Source organism: Stenotrophomonas koreensis, from assembly GCF_001431525.1.
Classification (GTDB): domain Bacteria; phylum Pseudomonadota; class Gammaproteobacteria; order Xanthomonadales; family Xanthomonadaceae; genus Stenotrophomonas; species Stenotrophomonas koreensis.
In genome coordinates this window covers 16,076-32,884 of sequence record NZ_LDJH01000011.1, presented here as the reverse complement: position 1 = coordinate 32,884, position 16,809 = coordinate 16,076, and the positions used below count along the sequence as shown (strand labels likewise).

Genomic DNA, 16,809 nt, shown 5'->3' with positions numbered 1-16,809 from the left:
CGCCGCCTGCCTGCGGCAGGTGCGGAAGGTCACGGCTGGCCGACTGTGCCGGCCGGACGGGAGAAGCGCGGTGGCAGGGGCGCGGCGCGGTTGCTGCCGTTGATGGGCAAGCCCGGCCACGAGGTGGCTGCAGCGCCCGTGCGGATGTCTGCTGCCCGGGTGGTCACTGCACCCAGGTCCGGTGTGGCGCTCAGGGCAGGCGGTGCCGGGCAAAGAACGCCCAGATGCGCGCGCTGGCATCCACTGGCCCGGCGGCGATCGCCCCGGGTCTGGTCATGCCAGGCCAGGCATGACCATGGCCTTCCAGGGTGTACAGGATCACCTCGGCCGCACCGGACCAGCGTTCAACACGGATTGCTCCCTGCTGCACCGTTGCCGGCACCGGGCCGCAGTGGTTGTGCTGCGCCCACAACGCGGCCCAGCGCCGGATTGCCGGCAATTGCCCGCGGCCGGCATACGGCACGATGCGGTCGGCCGAGCCGTGGAAGGCCAGGATCGGGATCGGGCGTGCGGGTCGATAGTCCGCAAAGTCGTAGTAGGCACCGGCCACGGTTGCCACGGCGGCGAAGCTGTCGGCCATTTCCCCGGCCAGCAGGTTGGCCATGCCGCCCCCGTTGGACAGCCCGGTGGCATAGATCCGCTGGCGGTCAATCGGGTAACGCAGCTGCAGTTCTGCCAGCAGGGCGCGCACGAAATCCAGGTCTGCCTGCTGGTCTTCCGAGCGCCGGGTGTTCCAGTGCGGGTGGCCGCGCTGATTGGGCAGCGCCTGCGGGTAGACGACCGCGAAACCGTGGCGGTCAGCCAGCGGCGAAAAACCGCTGATGGTTTCCTGCCGGCCGGCCGATGAACCCAGGCCGTGGAAATTCAACACCAGCGGCAGCGGGCCGCTGCGTCTTGCTGCCGGCGGCAGATGCAGCCGGTAGGCGCGCTCCACCCCGTTGACCTGCAGGGTATGCACCGTCGTCCCCGGCCACAGGGGGGCGGCGCTGGTTGCCACTGCCGTCAGCGGCGGTTCCCGGGCAGCCGCCGGCAGGCAGCTGAGCAGCAACACGATGATCAACAGCAAAACGCTCAGTTGCCGGCCTTGCATCGGCGCCTCCCGGTGCGGCGGTTGTCAGTGACCTGAAAGGGTGAGGCTAATGCAGCGGCAACCGTACATCGCATCCATGCCGGCTGACAGACAGGACAAGCCTTCGGGGTGATGGCGCTGGTGTGTGGCAACGGTCGATGCCGGCACCGATCCGGTTGCCGGGACCCGGCTGCCCGGGAGTTTTCAGGCCGCCGTGACCGGGTGCCAGAAGGAAATATCGGGCGGCCCGGCAAGAAAGCGGTCAGCAGCCTGGATGAAGGACTGGATATGGGGTTGTTGCATGTGTGGGCCGAGGAAGATCTCCCGGCTGGGCCAGGTCTCGATCAGGGTGAACCCGGTCGGGTCCGCTGAATCCTGGAGCAGGGTGATGCCGCTGCAATCGGGTTCGGATGCGAGGACGCAGGCCACCAGGGCCGTGATTTCCTGCCGGGCAGTGTCCACATGCTCCGGCAATGCGCGATAGCGGATGATGACGATGGTGTTGCTCATGGACGCTCCGGAAGCTTCTTCGGCTGTCTGATCCCTGCACCAGTCCAGCCTGCACGCCAGCCTCGGCCTGGCTCAGTACTCAGGTAGCACTGTTGAACTTTTCCGCGCCCAGGGCAAGCCAGACAGCAATGCACAGGCTTGCCACCAGCATCAGGCCGAAAAGCACTGGCGATATACCCGGTTTTTGCAGTGATGCAACGCCTGACAGCAGGAAGCCGGCGGGAAGCAGCAGCAAGCGGTTGCCTGCCCAGCGGTGCAGGGCGGCAGGATCCTGGACACGCGCGTAGTCGACGTTGTTCAGTGGCCTGGAGCTGCCGGCAAAACGCACGCCCAGCGCGACGGCCAGCAGCAGGGGCACCAGCAGCAACTGGATGATCGCAAGCAAGGCATTCATTGGCGTTGGCAGCCCGTGTCAAGCCACGCCGCCGCCGGCGTCAGCCTCGGTGAAGGGGCAGGCATTACGGTTCGATGGGCAGCTGGACGCTGCTTTTCTGCGCCAGTGCGATGAACTCATCGGCGCTCATGCCGTGCACGCGATCCTTGATCAAACCAATCGAGGGATTCTGCAACTCCGGCCGTGCAACGACTTCATGGGCACTGCCGACGCCGTCCAGCGCAATGGCGAACACCGCCATCTGCACTGCCATCACCTGCTCCGGGCTGGCGGCCGCGATCATCTGCGCAAAGCTCTGCCGGGCGCTCTCGTCGGTCGTGCCGTCGATGCGGATCGGCTCCGCGGCCTGGGCGGCTGAAGCAGCCAGCAACACCAGGCTGGCGAGAAGGGACTGGGTGGCCTTGATCAACACCGTACGCTCCTTGTGGTCCGTGCCTGACTGACGCCGGCGGATTCTGTCGCCGGCATTGCCCAGCCTGTCCATCCCTGCACCGGTCGGCAGGCGTCAATGCCTGCCAAGCATGCAGGACGCAAACGCCACTGGCCAGACCCGACGATCGCACTGGTTGTGTCATCACAACGCATGCCGGCCGCCGAGCTGGCACGCCGACACCGCGCCCGGTCGCATCACCCGGCTGGCTCAGAAGGAAGAGCCCGGTGTCTTCAGGAACGCAAGCTCTTCCGGCGTCGAGGGCCGGTTCAACACCTGGTTGCGGTGGGGATAGCGGCCGAAGCGGTCAATGATGAGCTTGTGCCGGAGCTCGTAATCCTGGACCTCGGGCAGGTCCAGTGCGCCGAACAGTTTCTCGGCCACCACATGGATCCGGGCCGACTCGCTGTGCATGTACGGCATGTACAGGAAGCGGCGCTGTACCGGGTTCAATTGCTGGTCGTGGCCCAGCGCAATCGCTTCCTGGGCCAGACCCAGGGCCAGCGGGTCCTGCGCATAGGCGCGTGGGTCATTGCGGTACAGGTTCCGCGACAGCTGGTCGAGCACGATGATCTCGGCCAGCCGCCCCTGCGCATCAGTGCGCCAGCCATACAGCTCGCAACGGGCCGCCGCTTCCAGAGTCGACAGGAAGCGATCGCGCAATGCCCTGTCCAGGGCGTCGTCCTTGGTCCACCACTGCGAGGGCTCCAGCACGTTGAACCAGTAATCAAGGAACTGCTCGGGCGATGTGATCGATGAGGGCATGGCGGTCGGCTGCTTGGGTCAAGTCATGGGGCGGATGTTGCTGGCGGTCGGGCTGTTTGGCGGGGTGGACTTGGCAAATGCCCGCTGTGGCACCGGCGTGGCCGGTGAAAACGGCCTGACAGTCCTGTCAGGTCGATACGGCCCGGTAGACAACGTAGCTGCCAATGCCGATCCCGGTCCAGAAAAGCAGGCCTGCAACCACGCATATCGTGTCATCCGGCCCGGCCTTTATCCGGAGGGTCCGCACAAGCAGGTAGCCGGCACCACGGATCATGCATTCAACGAAGAGCTCAAAAAGAAGGCGCCCGGCAATGCGGGCCATTCCTCCCAGTGCGTCCCCGGCGATTTCTCCCAGTGGCATGTTTGTCCTGAAAGCAGTTGGGTGGTCATGACAGGCTGGCATGCTCGGTGGGCGGCACGACCATCCAGGTGGTGGGAATCTGTTGCCGAGACGTATGCACACTCAAGCCGGAGGGATGATTGATGCGGCGATGTCGCGTCAGTTGGTGCCGATTCACGGCATAGACGCAGGTCTGGTCATGGCAGAGGTGGCGTGGCATCTCGTGTGGATCCTGGACCCAGGAGGACAGTCGTGCCGCTGTTTACCTTTGCATGCCGCAGTACTGGTGCGGCACAGGATCAGGCCAGGGGCCTGAGGTGTTCCAGTACCGCCTTCCAATCCGGGAAGGCGTCCGTGCCGAAGTGGATGTGCTGACCCCGGAAGCGGTCCACGCCATTCCTGGTGCGGTCATCGACCAGGAAGTCGCCGTGGTTGAGGTGCTTGTGGTGGGACAGGATCAGCCGCTTGTAGGCCGGCACGCCCAGGTGCAGTTTCACCCAGGCCAGCTTGTCCGACCAGGCACTGCCGTTTTCCCACGGCGCGGTGGACAGGATGTAGGTATCAAACAGCCCGCTGAGCTCGTGGAAGGCGTCCACCGCGCCCGGCAGTGGCTGCATCAGTGCGAAGATGCCGGGCACTTCATCCAGACGGTCGGCATAGGCGGCGTGTACCTCTTCGCCGAGGTGGCCAAAGGCGCTGGGAAAATCCACCAGCACGTTGTCCATGTCGATATACAGCGTTTTCTTCCCCATTCGCTTTCCCCTGTGGACTGTCGTGATGAGCCTATCGTGCCAGCGCTGACGCGCACAGGCTGAGACGCCGCTCGGGGGGCGTGGCGAGAGGTGCAATAGCCCAGCGGCAGCAGTACGGCTCAGCGTGAGCAGGACAATGGGATGGGCTGGCGCACTGTCGCACAGTGATGCTGTTCAGCCGCCCCTGCACCCGCTTGCGGGCAGGTGCAGGAAGTGATCAACAGCCAGCGCCTGTGGCTCAGTCGCCCAGCAGCGCCAGATTGCGCACCGCGCCCTTGTCGGCGCTGGTGGCGAGCAGTGCATAGGCCTTCAGCGCGCTGCTGACCTTGCGCGGGCGCGGGGCGGCCGGCTTCCAGCCCTTTGCCTGCTGTTCGGCGCGGCGGATGGCCAGCTCCTCATCGCTGACCAGCAGGTGGATGCCACGCTGCGGGATGTCGATGCGGATGGCATCGCCATCGCGGACCAGACCGATGGTGCCGCCGGCCGCCGCTTCCGGTGAGCAGTGGCCGATGCTCAGGCCCGAGGTGCCGCCGGAAAAACGGCCGTCGGTGAGCAGGGCGCAGGCCTTGCCCAGGCCCTTGGATTTCAGGTAGCTGGTGGGGTAGAGCATTTCCTGCATGCCCGGGCCGCCCTTGGGGCCTTCGTAGCGGATCACCACCACCTCGCCGGCCTGCACTTCATTGCCGAGGATGCCGGCCACCGCCGCGTCCTGGCTTTCGTAGACACGGGCGCGGCCTTCGAAGACGTGGATCGATTCGTCCACGCCCGCCGTCTTGACCACGCAGCCATCGGCGGCGAGGTTGCCGTACAGCACGGCCAGCCCGCCCTCGCTGGAGAAGGCATGGGCAACATCGCGGATGCAGCCCTCGGCACGATCGGTATCCAGCGTCGGCCAGCGGGTGGACTGGCTGAAGGCGGTTTGTGTCGGGATGCCGGCCGGGCCGGCCTTGTAGAAGGTGTGCACCGCCTCATCCTGGGTCTGCGTGATGTCCCAGCGGGCGATCGCTTCTCCCAGGGTCCTGCAGTGCACGGTCGGCACCTCGGTGTGCAGCAGGCCGCCACGGGCCAGCTCGCCGAGGATGGCGAGGATGCCGCCGGCACGGTGCACGTCCTCGATGTGGTACTTCTGGGTGTTGGGCGCGACCTTGCACAGCTGCGGCACGCGCCGGCTCAGGCGGTCGATGTCGCGCTGGTCGAAGGCCACTTCGGCCTCCTGCGCCGCGGCGAGCAGGTGCAGGATGGTGTTGGTCGAGCCGCCCATCGCGATGTCCAGGGTCATCGCGTTCTCGAACGTTTCGAAGGTGGCGATGTTGCGCGGCAGGGCGGTGGCATCCTCGGCGCCGTACCAGCGGTGGCACAGCTCCACGATCAGGCTGCCGGCGCGCTTGAACAGCGCTTCCCGATCGCTATGGGTGGCCAGCACGGTGCCGTTGCCGGGCAAGGAGAGGCCCAGCGCTTCGGTCAGGCAGTTCATCGAGTTGGCGGTGAACATGCCGCTGCACGAGCCGCAGGTGGGGCAGGCGCTGCGTTCGATCGTGGCCACCTGCTCATCGCTGATGCTGTCATTGGCGGCAGCCACCATTGCATCGATCAGGTCCAGCTTGTGTACGGCATCGCTGCCGGCCAGCCTGGTCTTGCCCGCTTCCATCGGCCCGCCGGACACGAACACCACCGGGATGTTCAAGCGCAGCGCAGCCATCAGCATGCCCGGGGTGATCTTGTCGCAGTTGGAAATGCACACCAGTGCATCGGCGCAGTGCGCATTGACCATGTACTCCACGCTGTCGGCGATGATTTCGCGGCTGGGCAGCGAATACAGCATGCCGTCGTGGCCCATCGCGATGCCGTCATCCACCGCGATGGTGTTGAACTCCTTGGCCACCCCGCCCACGGCCTCGATCTGCCGCGCCACCAGCTGGCCCATGTCCTTCAGGTGCACATGCCCTGGCACGAACTGGGTGAAGGAGTTGGCGATGGCGATGATCGGCTTGTGGAAGTCGCCATCTTTCATGCCGGTGGCACGCCACAGGGCGCGGGCACCGGCCATGTTGCGGCCGGCGGTGGAGGTCTTGGAGCGGTAGGCAGGCATGGCGAGTGGCTGTGAGGCGGGGGATGGCCCGATTCTGCCGCACCGGTTGAAGTTGCGTCTGTAACCACAGCGGCCGGAGCGTGCCACCGCTTTCAGGTGTGTGCCGGGCAGATCGGGCAAAATGGGGCGGACATCCAAGACAAGGACCTGCGATGAAGCGCTCCAAGACCACTGCCCTGTTGCTGATGAGTACCGTGCCGCTGCTGCTGACTGCCTGCTCCTCCGAGCCGGAAGTGCAGGTGCAGGAAGGCCTGTACACCTCGGTGGAAGCCTGCAGCGAAGCCACCGGCGATCCGTCCGCCTGCCGCACCGCGTTTGCCGCCGCCGCCGCGCAGTCGGCCGATGCCGCCCCGCAGTACGCGTCCAAGGAACAGTGCGCGGCCGACTACCCGGCCGAGCAGTGCGTGGAACAGCGCACCACCGCCGGCACCTCGTTCATCGGCCCGATGATGATGGGCTTCTTCATGGGCCAGATGCTCAATGGCGGCAACCGTGGCCTGGCCCAGCAGCCGCCGCAGTCGGCCCCGGCCTACCAGGACAAGAACAAGGGCTGGGCCAAGCCGGCCGCCCCGTCTTCCACCGGTGGCCTGAACACCGCCAGCCGCATCGGCACTGGCAAGGCCGGCCTGGCCCCGACCGGCCTGCAGCCCAATGCCGCGCCCACGGTCAGCCGTGGTGGCTTCGGCTCCACTGCACGCAGCCGCAGCAATTCCTCCAGCAGCTTCGGTGGTTGATCGCCCGTGAAGCGCATTGCCATTGCCGAGCGCGCCCACTGGCGCGCCCGGGCCGAGGAAGCCGGGTTCGCCTTCCACACCATCGACGGTGCGCGCTACTGGGACGAGCGCGCGTACTACGCCTTTACCCTGGCCCAGATCGAGAACGACATCGAGGACCCGACCGCGCAGATCCACGCGATGGCGCTGGACCTGGTGGACGAGGTGGTGGGCAGCGAAGAGCTGATGGACAAGCTGGCCATTCCGCGCGATTTCCGCGACTGGGTGGCCAACAGCTGGAAGCAGGGCCATGGCCACCTGTACGGGCGCATCGACCTGGCCTACGACGGCCGCGGCCCGGCCAGGCTGTACGAGTTCAACTACGACACCCCGACCTCGCTGTACGAGGCCAGCTTCTTCCAGTGGCAGTGGCTGGAGGAGCAGAAGGCTGCCGGCCTGCTGCCGGCCCATGCCGACCAGTTCAATGCCATCCACGAGGCGCTGGTGGAGCGGTTCGGCTTCCTGTCCGGGCACCTGCCGCCGCCGCTGTGCTTTGCCGCGATGTCCACCTCGGTCGAGGACCGCGGCACGGTGGATTACCTGCGTGACTGCGCCGCCCAGGCCGGCCTGCACGGCCAGGCGATTGCGCTGGAGGAAATCGGCATCAGCGCCGATGGCCGCTTCACCACGCTGGATGACACGGTGATCGGCAGCCTGTTCAAGCTCTACCCGCTGGAAGACCTGATGGCCGAGGAATTCGGCAAGGCGCTGCCGGCTTCCGGGCTGCAGCTGCTGGAGCCGGCCTGGAAGGCGGTGCTGAGCAACAAGGGCATCCTGCCGCTGCTGTGGCAGCGCCACCAGGGCCACCCGAACCTGCTCGAAGCGCACTTTGACACCGGCGCGGCGCTGCCAAAGGGGTGGGTACGCAAGCCGCTGTTCTCGCGCGAGGGGGCCAATATCGCCCTGCACCTGGCCGATGGCAGCTGGCAGGAAAGCGAAGGCCCGTACACCGGCCCGGCGATCCTCCAGGCGGCACACCCGCTGCCCAACTTCGACGGCAATTACCCGCTGATCGGCAGCTGGGTGGTCGGCGATGCCGCTTGCGGCATCGGCATCCGCGAGGACGACAGCCGCATCACCAAGGACTCGGCGCGCTTCGTACCGCACGCCATCATCGATGACGTGCCGCCGCCGGTCAGTGCCGGCAATGGCCGGATTTACGTCTAGCCGGGGCGGGTGGTAGCCGCCCATAAAAACGGGCGCCACGAAGGCGCCCCACTTGGAGAGAGAAAGCGTGATGTAGTAATCAGGCCCCGCCACGCTGGGGGCCTGTCCGTTATGCGCGCCAGTGTGTAAGGCAGTGGTGACATTGGCGTTACCGCCGCAACAAAAATGACTTCCCGGCAGTCAGGGCCCATTGCGGTGCCGCGATTTGCGCCTGCAGGGCAGGGGCCGGGCGCTACAGCCGGCCGGCGCGCTTGATGGCCAGGTAGTGGTTGACCAGCGCGGCCGGCAGCGCGGCCGGGGTGACATCGAGCACGTCCACGCCGTGGCGGCGCAGGGCGTCATGCACCTGGGCGCGCTGGGCCAGGTAATGCGCGGCGGCAGCGGCGTGGATACCGCCGTGCGGGGTATCGCGCTGCGGCACCAGCATCGCCTGCAGCGCGGTTTCGTGCAGGCTGGCCACGCACACCAGGTGGCGCTGCTTGAGCAGCTGCACGGCGGCCAGCAGCTCGTCGCTGTCCTCGTCGCGGATATTGGTCAGCAGCACCACCAGCGAGCGCCGGCGCTGGCGCCCGCTCAGCTCGCTGGCTGCGGCCAGGTAGTCGGTGGCCACCGGTTGCGGGTGCAGGTCATGGCAGGCGCGCAGCAGGGTATCCAGATGGCCGGGGCCACGCTTGCCGGCTACCCAGCGCTGCTCACCGCCATGGGCGGCCATGGCCACCGCATCGCCCTGGCGCAGGGCCAGCCAGGCCAGCAACAGGGCGGCATTGAGCACGTCGTCGAAATGGTTGCGGCCATCGTCGCGGGCGAGCATGCGCTGGCCGGTATCCAGCAGCAGCACCAGCTGCTGGTTCTTCTCGTCCTGGTACTCGCGCGAGATCAGCCGGCGCACCCGCGAGGTGGCCTTCCAGTCGACATGGCGCAGGCTGTCGCCGATGCGGTAATCGCGCATCTGGTGGAAATCGGTGCCTTCGCCGCGACGGCGCTGGATGTGCGCGCCGATCAGCTGGCTGGCACGCTCGGCGCTGTGCAGGGCCAGCCGGGTCAGCGGCATGAAATCCGGATACACCCGCACCTGCTGGCCGGGCGGGGTATGGCGCAGCTGGGTCCACAGCCGCAGGCTGGAAAACAGGCGCAGGTCCACCCCGGCAAAGCGGGCGGCGCCGCGCCGCTGCGGGGTGGCCTGGTAACGCAGGCGGCTGCACTGGCCGGGGCGCAGGCTCAGCCGGCGCGGCAGGCCCTGCTGTTGCCAGTGCGCCGGGACATGGTCGAACACGTCCAGCGTCTGCCGGCGGTAGCCGTCGATTTCCAGCACCACCTCGCGGCCCACGTCCAGTGGCCATACCTCGGGCAGCAGCCGGCGCACCTGTGGGCTGGCACGCCGTGCCAGGTACCACGCATCAATGCCTGCCAGCAGGGCCAGCACGGCGCCGGCCAGCCACCAGTCCCGGGCCGGCAGCTGGCCCACGTTCACGGCCAGGCCACAACCGGCCCAGAGCAGGGCCGGCACCCACATGGCCGGGGCCGGACGCAGGCCGTGCCAGCGCCCGGGACGGGAGGCAGGAGCGGGCAGGTCCGGGCTCATCGACGCGGGGCGCTGACCTTGGTCAGCAGCGCGCCGAGCACGTCATCGCAGCTCTGGCCCTCGATCTGCAGCTCCGGAGACAGGCTGATGCGGTGGCGCAGGGCTGGCAGGGCCACTTGGCGGACATCGTCGGGGATGACGAAATCGCGGCCGTTGAGCAGGGCCTGGGCGCGGGCGGCGCGCACCAGGGCGATCGAACCACGCGGGCCGGCACCGGCGCTGATGCCCGGCCAGCGCCGGGTGGCGGCGGCGATGCGCACGGCGTAGTCCAGCAGCTGGTCATCAACGCTGATGCTGGCGGTGGCCTGCTGCAGGGCGCTGACATCGGCGGCAGTGAGCACGCGCGGTACGGCGTCCAGGTCAAAACTGCTGGCGGCCCGGCCAGTGGTCACCGCCGCGACCAGGGCGCGCTCGTCTTCCAGGCTGGGGTAGCCGATCAGCACCTTGAACAGGAAACGGTCCAGCTGCGCTTCGGGCAGTGGGTAGGTGCCTTCCTGCTCGACCGGGTTCTGGGTGGCCAGGGCCAGGAAGGGCTGGTCCAGCGCAAAGGACTGGCCTTCGATGGTGACCTGGCCTTCGGCCATGGCCTCGAGCAGGGCCGACTGGGTCTTGGCCGGGGCGCGGTTGATCTCGTCGGCCAGCAGCAGGTGGGTGAACACCGGGCCGCGGCGGATCTGGAATTGCCCGCTGGCCGGGTCGAGCACGGCATGGCCGCAGATGTCGCTGGGCATCAGGTCCGGGGTGAACTGCACGCGCGCATGTTCCAGCGACATCGCCCGCGACAGGGCGCGCACCAGCAGGGTCTTGCCCAGCCCGGGCACGCCTTCGATCAGCACATGGCCGCCGGCCAGCAGGGCCACCAGGATCTGTTCGAGCACCTCGTCCTGGCCGATGAAGGCCTGGCCGACTGCCTCGCGCAGGGCCTGTACCTGGCCGGCGAGGGGATGGCCGGCGGCAGCGGGGGCCAGCGCCGGGGTCAGCGAGGGCATGGCTTCGGGCAGGGGCGGCAGCGCGCTCATAGCAGGTTCCTTGTTTCCATCAAAACGGTGATGCGCTGTGCCAGCGCGGTTTTGTCATGTGCCGGCGGGCGGCGCAGGGCGCTGGCCAGCTGGCGCGCATCGATGCCGGTGCGCTGGGCCAGTGCCTGCTCCAGCGCGATGCCCTGCAGCCCGGCCAGCGCCGGGGCGCGGCTGGCGATGCGGGCGTGCAGGGCGGCCAGGGCCTGGTCATACAGGCTCAGGCCACGGCCGTTGCGCCACAGGTGGTGGGCACTGGCAATGATGTGTTCGCGCAGCGAGCGGCGTTCCGGCTCCGGGTCGGGCAGCAACGGGCCCAGGCGCTGGCTGCGGGCCCACAGCCAGCCGGCCAGCAGCAGGGCCAGCGGCAGCCAGGTCATCACCCCGTCGCGCAGCAGGCGCATCCACCAGCGGTCGTGGCGCTGGTCGTAGACCAGGTAGACATGGCCGCGGCCGAGGTTGGGGGCCAGCAGCTGCCAGGCCTTGTTCTGGTTGTCGGCCGAGGCCAGACCGTCGCTGGCAAAACCGTTGATGCCGGTCTGTTCGCGGCCCGGCAACACCTTGCCGGTGCGCAGGAAGTCCAGTGAGGTGAACAGGTCCACCCGGCCGTGGCCAAGGCGCACGCTGAGCTGGCGGCGGTCGTGCTGCTCGACGCTGGCACCGTCGGGAGGCAGCAGGCGCTGGTCGCAGTCGTCCTGCTCGCAGTCCGGGTTGGCCTGGAAGCCCAGTTGCCGCAGCAGGCGGCCCGGGTCGATCGCGGCCTGCTTGCGCCGCCCGCCGGGTTGCAGGGCGACCAGGTGCAGGCCCTGCTCCACGGCTTCGGCCAGCTGGCGGGCCTGGCGGCTGTTGAGCTGGCGGCCGTCGGCCAGCATCACCACGGTGTCGCCGGGCATCAGCGGGGCCTGGATGGCACCGAAGTAGCGGTGCGAGCTGGCCGGGTAGTCCAGTTCCTGCAGGGCCTGCTGCAGCACGAACAGCGGGTTGTAGGCGGCCGCATTGCGCGCCGGGGTGACGTAGTGGACGGTGCGCTTTTCCAGCGTGCTGACATACCAGGCCAGCAGGCCGGCGGCCAGCAGTACCAGCGCGGACAGCACTGTGATCAGGCGGTTGCTCATGTCAGCCACCCCGGTTGCTGGCGCAGCCGTTGCAGCAGCTGGGCAAAGCCGGCCTCGCTGGGCAGCTGGCCGGCCCAGGCGGTCTGCTGCCAGCTGCGCACGGTATCGCTGAACAGCTCGCGCTGGCTGGCTTCGGGCAGCTGGCGGGCAGCACGCAGGCATTGCGCCTCGGTGGCGCCGGCCGGCAGCGGCTGCTGGCCCAGGCGGTCCAGCGCGGCCACGCTGCCACGGTAGAGCAGGGCCATGGCCTGGCGGCCGCGGCCTTGCTGCCACAGCCGCTGGGCATGGTCGGCAATGCCGTCGGGCAGGGTGTCCGGCAGGCCCAGTGCCTGCTGCTCGATCTGGCTGAGTGCCAGCTGCGGGGCGCGCTGCCAGCCCAGCCAGGGCAACCAACGCCGGGCCGTGAGCACGATGGCCAGCAGCGCGATGCCCAGCAGCACCCACAGCACCACGCCGCCCAGGGTGGACAGCACGCGGGCCAGGCCGGCGAACAGGTCGGGGAGCTGGATGGGTTTCGTGGCGGCCGGATCCTGTTCAACCACCCGTTCCTGGCGCTGGCGTTGCTGGCCGAAATCCGGGTGGGCATAGGCCTGGGTCACAGCACGGGCAAAGGCCTGCTCGCTGGCCGGCGTGGTGGCATCCGTGGCGCTGCGTGCGGTTGCGCTGGCTGCCTGCTTGGCTGGGCCAGGTTGGTCCACATCGCTGACCTGTTTGCTCACCGGCGCGGTATCGGCCGGGGTGTCCTGCGCCTGTGCCAGCGGGCTGGCCGTCAGCAGCAGGCCCAGGCCGAAGGCCAGCAAGGCCGCCGACAGCGGCCGGTGCAGGGCCAGCAGGCGTTGGCGCAGGCGGCGCAGGCCCAGTTCGATATCCCAGGCCTCGCGCCGGGTGCGCGCATCCAGGTACAGGCCGAAACCGGCGCCGACATACAGCGGCCCGATCACCGTCATCGCCACCAGCGCCAGCAGGTTCATTACCAGCACGCGGTAGGTGTGGTCGCCGCTGCGGATGTTTTCCCACAGCTCGCGCGCTGCATCACCGAGCATGTCCGGCGGCAGCATCAGCCCGCTCAGGGCGACGATGCCCACGCTCAACAGCAGCTCGAAGTGGGCCATCAGCCAGGTCACCAGCGCGGCCATGCCGTACTCGCCGAGCAGGGCATGGCGGCGTTGCCGGCGCAGGGAGGGCGGCCCGCCTTCGAGCATGTCCACCGGCATCATCAGGCTGCGCGCCAGGCCCAGCCGCCGCCACAGCAGATAGGCCGGCAGTCTGCCCAGGCCGAAGCCGGCCTGGGCGCGCAGGGCCTGGCCGACGCTGACCTGCTCACCGAAGGCGGCGCGCGAGATCACATACAGCGGGATGCGCTCGAACACCGGCTTGAGCCACCACAGCAGCAGCCCGGCCAGCCACAGCATGTCCAGGTACCAGCCGGCCAGGTTCAGGGCCAGGGCCACCGGCAGCACCAACGCCAGCCAGGCCAGCCAGATCACCCGCGCATTGGCGCGCACCAGGCCCATGCCCAGATCGGCGGCCTGGAAGCCGCCGCGCGGGCGCAGCACCAGTGTGAGGTCCTCAATGCGCACGGCCGTCCCCACGCCCACCGAGCAGCAACCACGCGGCCACCAGCAGCCAGCCCAGCGCGCTGGCAGCGTATTTGACCCCGGCCGGGATCACGGTCTGTGCCGACCAGAACGCCTCGATGAAGGCGGCCAGCAGCAGCATCACCACCACGCCGAGGATGATCACCGCACCATCGCGCCCGGCCTGGGCCAGGGCCTGGCCGCGCGAGAGTTGCCCCGGTGCCAGCACCCGCATGCCCAGCTGCAGGCCGGCACCGCCGGCCAGCACGATGGCGGTCAGTTCCCACGGCGCATGGCTGCTGACGAACTCCCAGAACGGGGCACCGGCGCCGGTCGCGGTCAGGTGGCCGGCGGCCGAGCCGATGGTGATGCCGTTGAACAGCAGGATCACCAGCGCGCCGATGCCAAACAGCAGGCCGCTGGCAAAGGTGCGCAGGCCGATGGAGATGTTGTTGTAGATGTAGAAGCCGAACATCTGCCAGTCGCTGCCGCTGTCGCGGCCCAGGCGCTCGGCCGTGGGGTCGTACATCTTTTCCATCTGCGCCAGGGTCTGGCTGTCGAGCAGGGTGTCGGCCAGTTCCGGGCGCCATTGCAGCAGGGCCAGGGTGGCCAGCAAGGGGCCCCAGAACAACACGCTGGCCACCAGCATCGCGCCGTGGTGGGCACGCACGGTGCGCGGGAACTGCACCAGCAGGAACAGCGGCAGCCGGTACCAGGGCACCGGCGGGGTGCGGTAGAGCTCGGCATGGCCCAGCTGCATCAGCTGCTCCAGCTGGGCCAGCAGCTGCGGGCTGTAGCCGCGCCGCCGGGCCAGTGCCAGGTGGTGGCAGAGCTGGCGGTAGAGGGCTGCAAAGCGCTCGGCGTGGCGGCGTTCGCGTTTGTGCGCGGGGGTGTGCAGCCACTGGCCCAGGGCTGCCCAGTTGGCCTGGTGGCGGGCAACGAACTGCGCCTGTTTCATTGCCGCCCCAGCAGGCCGTTGGCCAGTGCGTACAGCTGCCGGGTGGAGGCCTCGCCGCTGCAGCCGGTGAGCGGGCTGGCGAGGTTGGCCAGCTCGTTGCGGCGCGCGCCGGGCAAGCCCTGGGCGCGTTCGGCAAAGGCCAGCAGCAGGGCGTGTTCGTGGGTCTTGAGCGGCAGCGGCAAGGGTTGGCCGGCAACCTCGGGCAGGCGCAGGCGGCTGTGCGTGTTGCCGGTGTGGATGACCTGGCTGCCGGCCACCAGGTCACCGAGGCGGCGGCCGTGGCGGTCGAACAGGCTGCTGAGCAGCCCGATCATGTAGCCCAACGGCAGCATGTCCACCGTGCGCAGCAGGTTGCGTACCACCGCCGCGGTCCAGCCCAGCGGGGCCCCATCAGCGGCCACCACCTTCAGCCCGAGCAGGCGCTTGCCCGGGGTGGCGCCCCAGCGCCCTTCGCAGACGATGGTGTAGCCCCAGGTGACGCAGAACATCACGATCAGGAACAGGCCGACCCCCAGCTTGCCCAGTACCTGCAGCGCGCTGCCCAGCAGGGCCAGCAGCACCAGGCGGATGATCAGGTCCACCAGCCAGGCCAGTGCACGCGGCAGGGCACCGGCGGGAATCAACGGCAGGGCCACCCCTTCGGGGGTGTAGACCACACGGTGGTTGTCCAGCAAGGCATCCATTGCCACGGGCAAGACCGGTTTGACGGGAAAGCCCAGCACTTTACCGGCTCAACGCCGCCGGCCGATAGCCCTGTGCCCCGGCACCGGCGGCACACTTTGTTGCTGCCGGCGGTGCGGCCCTGCCCGGTTGCCGCACCGGCACAGGGCACGGCCGCTGCCTTTACCGCGCCAGCTCGGTCATGGCCCGGGCCAGGCCGTCAGGGGTGAGCGGGTACATCCGGTCCTCCAGCAGCTGGCGTACCAGCGTGGTGGACTGGGTGTAGGGCCAGCGTTCGGCCGGCACCGGGTTGATCCACACCAGGTGCGGAAAATGCGCCTGCAGGCGCTGGAACCAGACCTGGCCGGGTTCATCGTTCCAGGCTTCATTGCAGCCGCCCTGGGCAAGGATCTCCCACGGATGCATCGCCGCATCGCCGACGATCACCACCCGCCAGTGCGGGCCGTAGCGGTTGAGCACGTCCAGCAGCGGCACTTCGTCGGCGCTGCTGCGCCGGGCCTGGGTCCACAGCGTGTCGTAGAAGAAGTTGTGGAAGTAGGCGTGCACCAGGTGCTTGAACTCGGCCCGCGCCGCGCCGAACAGCGCCTCGGCGGCAGCGACGTGGTCATCCATCGAGCCGCCGATATCCAGCAGCAACAGCACGCTGACCGCGTTGCGCCGCTGCGGGCGCATGGCCACGTTGAGCAGGCCGCCGTCGCGCGCGGTGGCGGCAATGGTGCCTTCCAGGTCGAATTCCTCGGCCGCACCGCTGCGGGCAAACTTGCGCAGCCGGCGCAGGGCCATCTTCAAATTGCGCGGCCCCAGTTCGGCATCGCCGTCGAGCTCGGCAAAGCTGCGTTTTTCCCAGACCTTGGCCGCGCTGCGGTGGCGGCTCTGCCCGCCCACGCGCATCCCGCCCGGGTGCCAGCCCGAATGCCCGAACGGGCTGGTGCCGCCGGTGCCGATCCAGCGGTTGCCGCCTTCGTGGCGCTCGTGCTGCTCGGCCAGGCGCTCGGCGAACTGGCGCATCAGCTCCTCCAGCGAGCCGACCTGCTGCAGCCTGGCCTTGTCCTCGTCACTGAGCTCGCGCTGCAGCGCGTCGCTCAGCCAGTGGTCGGGGATCACCTTGCCCAGTGCATCGGCCGGGGTGGAGGCGACCTGGCCAAGGAACTGGGCAAAGGCGCGGTCAAAACGGTCGTAATGGCCCTCGTCCTTGACCAGCACGGTGCGCGCCAGTGCATACAGGCCTTCGGGCGTGGGCTCGCTGACACCGGCCTGCAGCGCGGCCAGCAGGTCCAGCCATTCGCGTGGCGTGACCGGCACCCGCTGCCTGCGCAGCGCATCGAACAAGGCCAGGAACATCGCTCAGCGCTCGGCCTGTTCCAGGTCGGAAATGCTGTGCTGCAGCTCGTCCACGCGCTTGGCCAGCAGGGTCTGCGCATCACGCAGGCCCTGGTTGTACCAGTAGGCGCCGAGCAGCTGGCTGACATGGTCCAGCAGGAAGCCGGCCTCGAAGCGGCCGATGTCGGCACTGGTGTTGTTGGCCAGCCATTGCTGCAGGTCGGCGGCCAGTTGTTCGTGCTGGTCGCGGGAAAAGTGGATGCCTTGCATG

Annotated in this window: 18 protein-coding genes; 3 read left to right on the top strand and 15 right to left on the bottom strand. The window is 68.6% G+C overall.

Annotation, left to right across the window (positions count from 1 at the left end; translation table 11 throughout):
* Positions 1–190: 190 nt before the first annotated feature.
* The 5 genes from ABB25_RS06375 to ABB25_RS06355 form a co-directional block, all read right to left on the bottom strand.
* Positions 191–1,090, bottom strand: coding sequence for an extracellular catalytic domain type 1 short-chain-length polyhydroxyalkanoate depolymerase (locus ABB25_RS06375; protein ID WP_083488142.1), 900 nt, complete (start codon positions 1,088–1,090; stop codon positions 191–193).
* Between the two features lie 183 nt (positions 1,091–1,273).
* Complete coding sequence (locus ABB25_RS06370; RefSeq protein ID WP_057665090.1) at positions 1,274–1,579, bottom strand: putative quinol monooxygenase; 306 nt, start codon at positions 1,577–1,579, stop codon at positions 1,274–1,276.
* A 79-nt stretch (positions 1,580–1,658) separates the two neighbouring features.
* Entirely contained in the window at positions 1,659–1,973 is a 315-nt protein-coding gene (locus ABB25_RS06365) for a hypothetical protein (protein ID WP_057665088.1), read from the bottom strand.
* Between the two features lie 64 nt (positions 1,974–2,037).
* The gene (locus ABB25_RS06360; RefSeq protein ID WP_152981068.1) at positions 2,038–2,385 is read right to left on the bottom strand and encodes a hypothetical protein; all 348 of its coding nucleotides are present in this window, start codon (positions 2,383–2,385) and stop codon (positions 2,038–2,040) included.
* Between the two features lie 228 nt (positions 2,386–2,613).
* Positions 2,614–3,168, bottom strand: a complete 555-nt coding sequence (locus tag ABB25_RS06355) for a DUF924 family protein (RefSeq protein WP_057665085.1) — start codon at positions 3,166–3,168, stop codon at positions 2,614–2,616.
* Here ABB25_RS06355 and ABB25_RS14535 point away from each other — a divergent pair.
* Positions 3,152–3,652 carry a hypothetical protein gene (locus ABB25_RS14535; RefSeq protein WP_152981067.1) on the top strand — a complete coding sequence of 167 codons (501 nt, stop codon included), beginning with the start codon at positions 3,152–3,154 and terminating at the stop codon, positions 3,650–3,652. The two genes, ABB25_RS06355 and ABB25_RS14535, sit on opposite strands and share 17 nt — an antisense overlap.
* A 155-nt stretch (positions 3,653–3,807) precedes the next feature.
* Here ABB25_RS14535 and ABB25_RS06345 read toward each other — a convergent pair whose 3' ends face one another.
* Both ABB25_RS06345 and ilvD read right to left on the bottom strand, forming a co-directional pair.
* On the bottom strand, positions 3,808–4,260 hold the full coding sequence (locus ABB25_RS06345; protein ID WP_057665081.1) for a 5' nucleotidase, NT5C type: 453 nt from the start codon (positions 4,258–4,260) through the stop codon (positions 3,808–3,810).
* Between the two features lie 238 nt (positions 4,261–4,498).
* Complete coding sequence (gene ilvD, locus ABB25_RS06340) at positions 4,499–6,349, bottom strand: dihydroxy-acid dehydratase (RefSeq protein ID WP_057665079.1); 1,851 nt, start codon at positions 6,347–6,349, stop codon at positions 4,499–4,501.
* Between the two features lie 152 nt (positions 6,350–6,501).
* On the opposite strand from ilvD, the gene ABB25_RS06335 reads away from it, so the two are divergent.
* Both ABB25_RS06335 and ABB25_RS06330 read left to right on the top strand, forming a co-directional pair.
* A complete protein-coding gene (locus ABB25_RS06335; RefSeq protein ID WP_057665078.1) occupies positions 6,502–7,083 on the top strand; it encodes a DUF1190 domain-containing protein in 582 nt (193 codons plus the stop codon).
* 6 nt (positions 7,084–7,089) lie between these two features.
* Positions 7,090–8,289, top strand: coding sequence for a glutathionylspermidine synthase family protein (locus ABB25_RS06330; RefSeq protein ID WP_057665076.1), 1,200 nt, complete (start codon positions 7,090–7,092; stop codon positions 8,287–8,289).
* A gap of 232 nt (positions 8,290–8,521) precedes the next feature.
* Here the strand turns inward: ABB25_RS06330 and ABB25_RS06325 are convergent, their stop codons facing one another.
* The 8 genes from ABB25_RS06325 to ABB25_RS06290 form a co-directional block, all read right to left on the bottom strand.
* Complete coding sequence (locus tag ABB25_RS06325; protein ID WP_057665356.1) at positions 8,522–9,820, bottom strand: DUF58 domain-containing protein; 1,299 nt, start codon at positions 9,818–9,820, stop codon at positions 8,522–8,524.
* 47 nt (positions 9,821–9,867) lie between these two features.
* Positions 9,868–10,860, bottom strand: coding sequence for an AAA family ATPase (locus ABB25_RS06320; protein WP_057665355.1), 993 nt, complete (start codon positions 10,858–10,860; stop codon positions 9,868–9,870).
* A 26-nt stretch (positions 10,861–10,886) separates the two neighbouring features.
* Positions 10,887–12,002 (bottom strand): DUF4350 domain-containing protein, encoded by a 1,116-nt coding sequence (locus tag ABB25_RS06315; RefSeq protein ID WP_057665074.1) that lies wholly within the window; start codon positions 12,000–12,002, stop codon positions 10,887–10,889.
* The gene (locus ABB25_RS06310) at positions 11,999–13,582 is read right to left on the bottom strand and encodes a DUF4129 domain-containing protein (protein WP_152981066.1); all 1,584 of its coding nucleotides are present in this window, start codon (positions 13,580–13,582) and stop codon (positions 11,999–12,001) included. Before ABB25_RS06310 ends, ABB25_RS06315 begins: the two co-directional genes overlap by 4 nt.
* Positions 13,572–14,537, bottom strand: a complete 966-nt coding sequence (locus ABB25_RS06305; protein ID WP_057665071.1) for a stage II sporulation protein M — start codon at positions 14,535–14,537, stop codon at positions 13,572–13,574. The genes ABB25_RS06310 and ABB25_RS06305 overlap by 11 nt, the downstream gene beginning before the upstream one ends.
* Positions 14,534–15,220 carry an RDD family protein gene (locus ABB25_RS06300; RefSeq protein WP_057665068.1) on the bottom strand — a complete coding sequence of 229 codons (687 nt, stop codon included), beginning with the start codon at positions 15,218–15,220 and terminating at the stop codon, positions 14,534–14,536. Before ABB25_RS06300 ends, ABB25_RS06305 begins: the two co-directional genes overlap by 4 nt.
* Positions 15,221–15,380: 160 nt before the next feature.
* Positions 15,381–16,559: a vWA domain-containing protein gene (locus ABB25_RS06295; RefSeq protein ID WP_057665065.1), complete on the bottom strand. Its 1,179-nt coding sequence runs from the start codon at positions 16,557–16,559 to the stop codon at positions 15,381–15,383.
* A gap of 3 nt (positions 16,560–16,562) precedes the next feature.
* A complete protein-coding gene (locus ABB25_RS06290) occupies positions 16,563–16,808 on the bottom strand; it encodes a DUF2164 domain-containing protein (protein ID WP_057665063.1) in 246 nt (81 codons plus the stop codon).
* Between the last annotated feature and the right edge of the window lies 1 nt (position 16,809).

Excerpts from the sequence above, each read along its gene's own strand:
- ilvD (WP_057665079.1), bottom strand. The coding sequence starts at position 6,349 with ATGCCTGCCTACCGCTCCAAGACCTCCACCGCCGGCCGCAACATGGCC.
- ABB25_RS06345 (WP_057665081.1), bottom strand. The coding sequence starts at position 4,260 with ATGGGGAAGAAAACGCTGTATATCGACATGGACAACGTGCTGGTGGAT.
- ABB25_RS06335 (WP_057665078.1), top strand. The coding sequence starts at position 6,502 with ATGAAGCGCTCCAAGACCACTGCCCTGTTGCTGATGAGTACCGTGCCG.
- ABB25_RS06305 (WP_057665071.1), bottom strand. The coding sequence starts at position 14,537 with ATGAAACAGGCGCAGTTCGTTGCCCGCCACCAGGCCAACTGGGCAGCC.
- ABB25_RS06320 (WP_057665355.1), bottom strand. The coding sequence starts at position 10,860 with ATGCCCTCGCTGACCCCGGCGCTGGCCCCCGCTGCCGCCGGCCATCCC.
- ABB25_RS06300 (WP_057665068.1), bottom strand. The coding sequence starts at position 15,220 with ATGGATGCCTTGCTGGACAACCACCGTGTGGTCTACACCCCCGAAGGG.
- ABB25_RS06375 (WP_083488142.1), bottom strand. The coding sequence starts at position 1,090 with ATGCAAGGCCGGCAACTGAGCGTTTTGCTGTTGATCATCGTGTTGCTG.
- ABB25_RS06290 (WP_057665063.1), bottom strand. The coding sequence starts at position 16,808 with ATGCAAGGCATCCACTTTTCCCGCGACCAGCACGAACAACTGGCCGCC.
- ABB25_RS06355 (WP_057665085.1), bottom strand. The coding sequence starts at position 3,168 with ATGCCCTCATCGATCACATCGCCCGAGCAGTTCCTTGATTACTGGTTC.
- ABB25_RS06315 (WP_057665074.1), bottom strand. The coding sequence starts at position 12,002 with ATGAGCAACCGCCTGATCACAGTGCTGTCCGCGCTGGTACTGCTGGCC.
- ABB25_RS06365 (WP_057665088.1), bottom strand. The coding sequence starts at position 1,973 with ATGAATGCCTTGCTTGCGATCATCCAGTTGCTGCTGGTGCCCCTGCTG.
- ABB25_RS06295 (WP_057665065.1), bottom strand. The coding sequence starts at position 16,559 with ATGTTCCTGGCCTTGTTCGATGCGCTGCGCAGGCAGCGGGTGCCGGTC.
- ABB25_RS06370 (WP_057665090.1), bottom strand. The coding sequence starts at position 1,579 with ATGAGCAACACCATCGTCATCATCCGCTATCGCGCATTGCCGGAGCAT.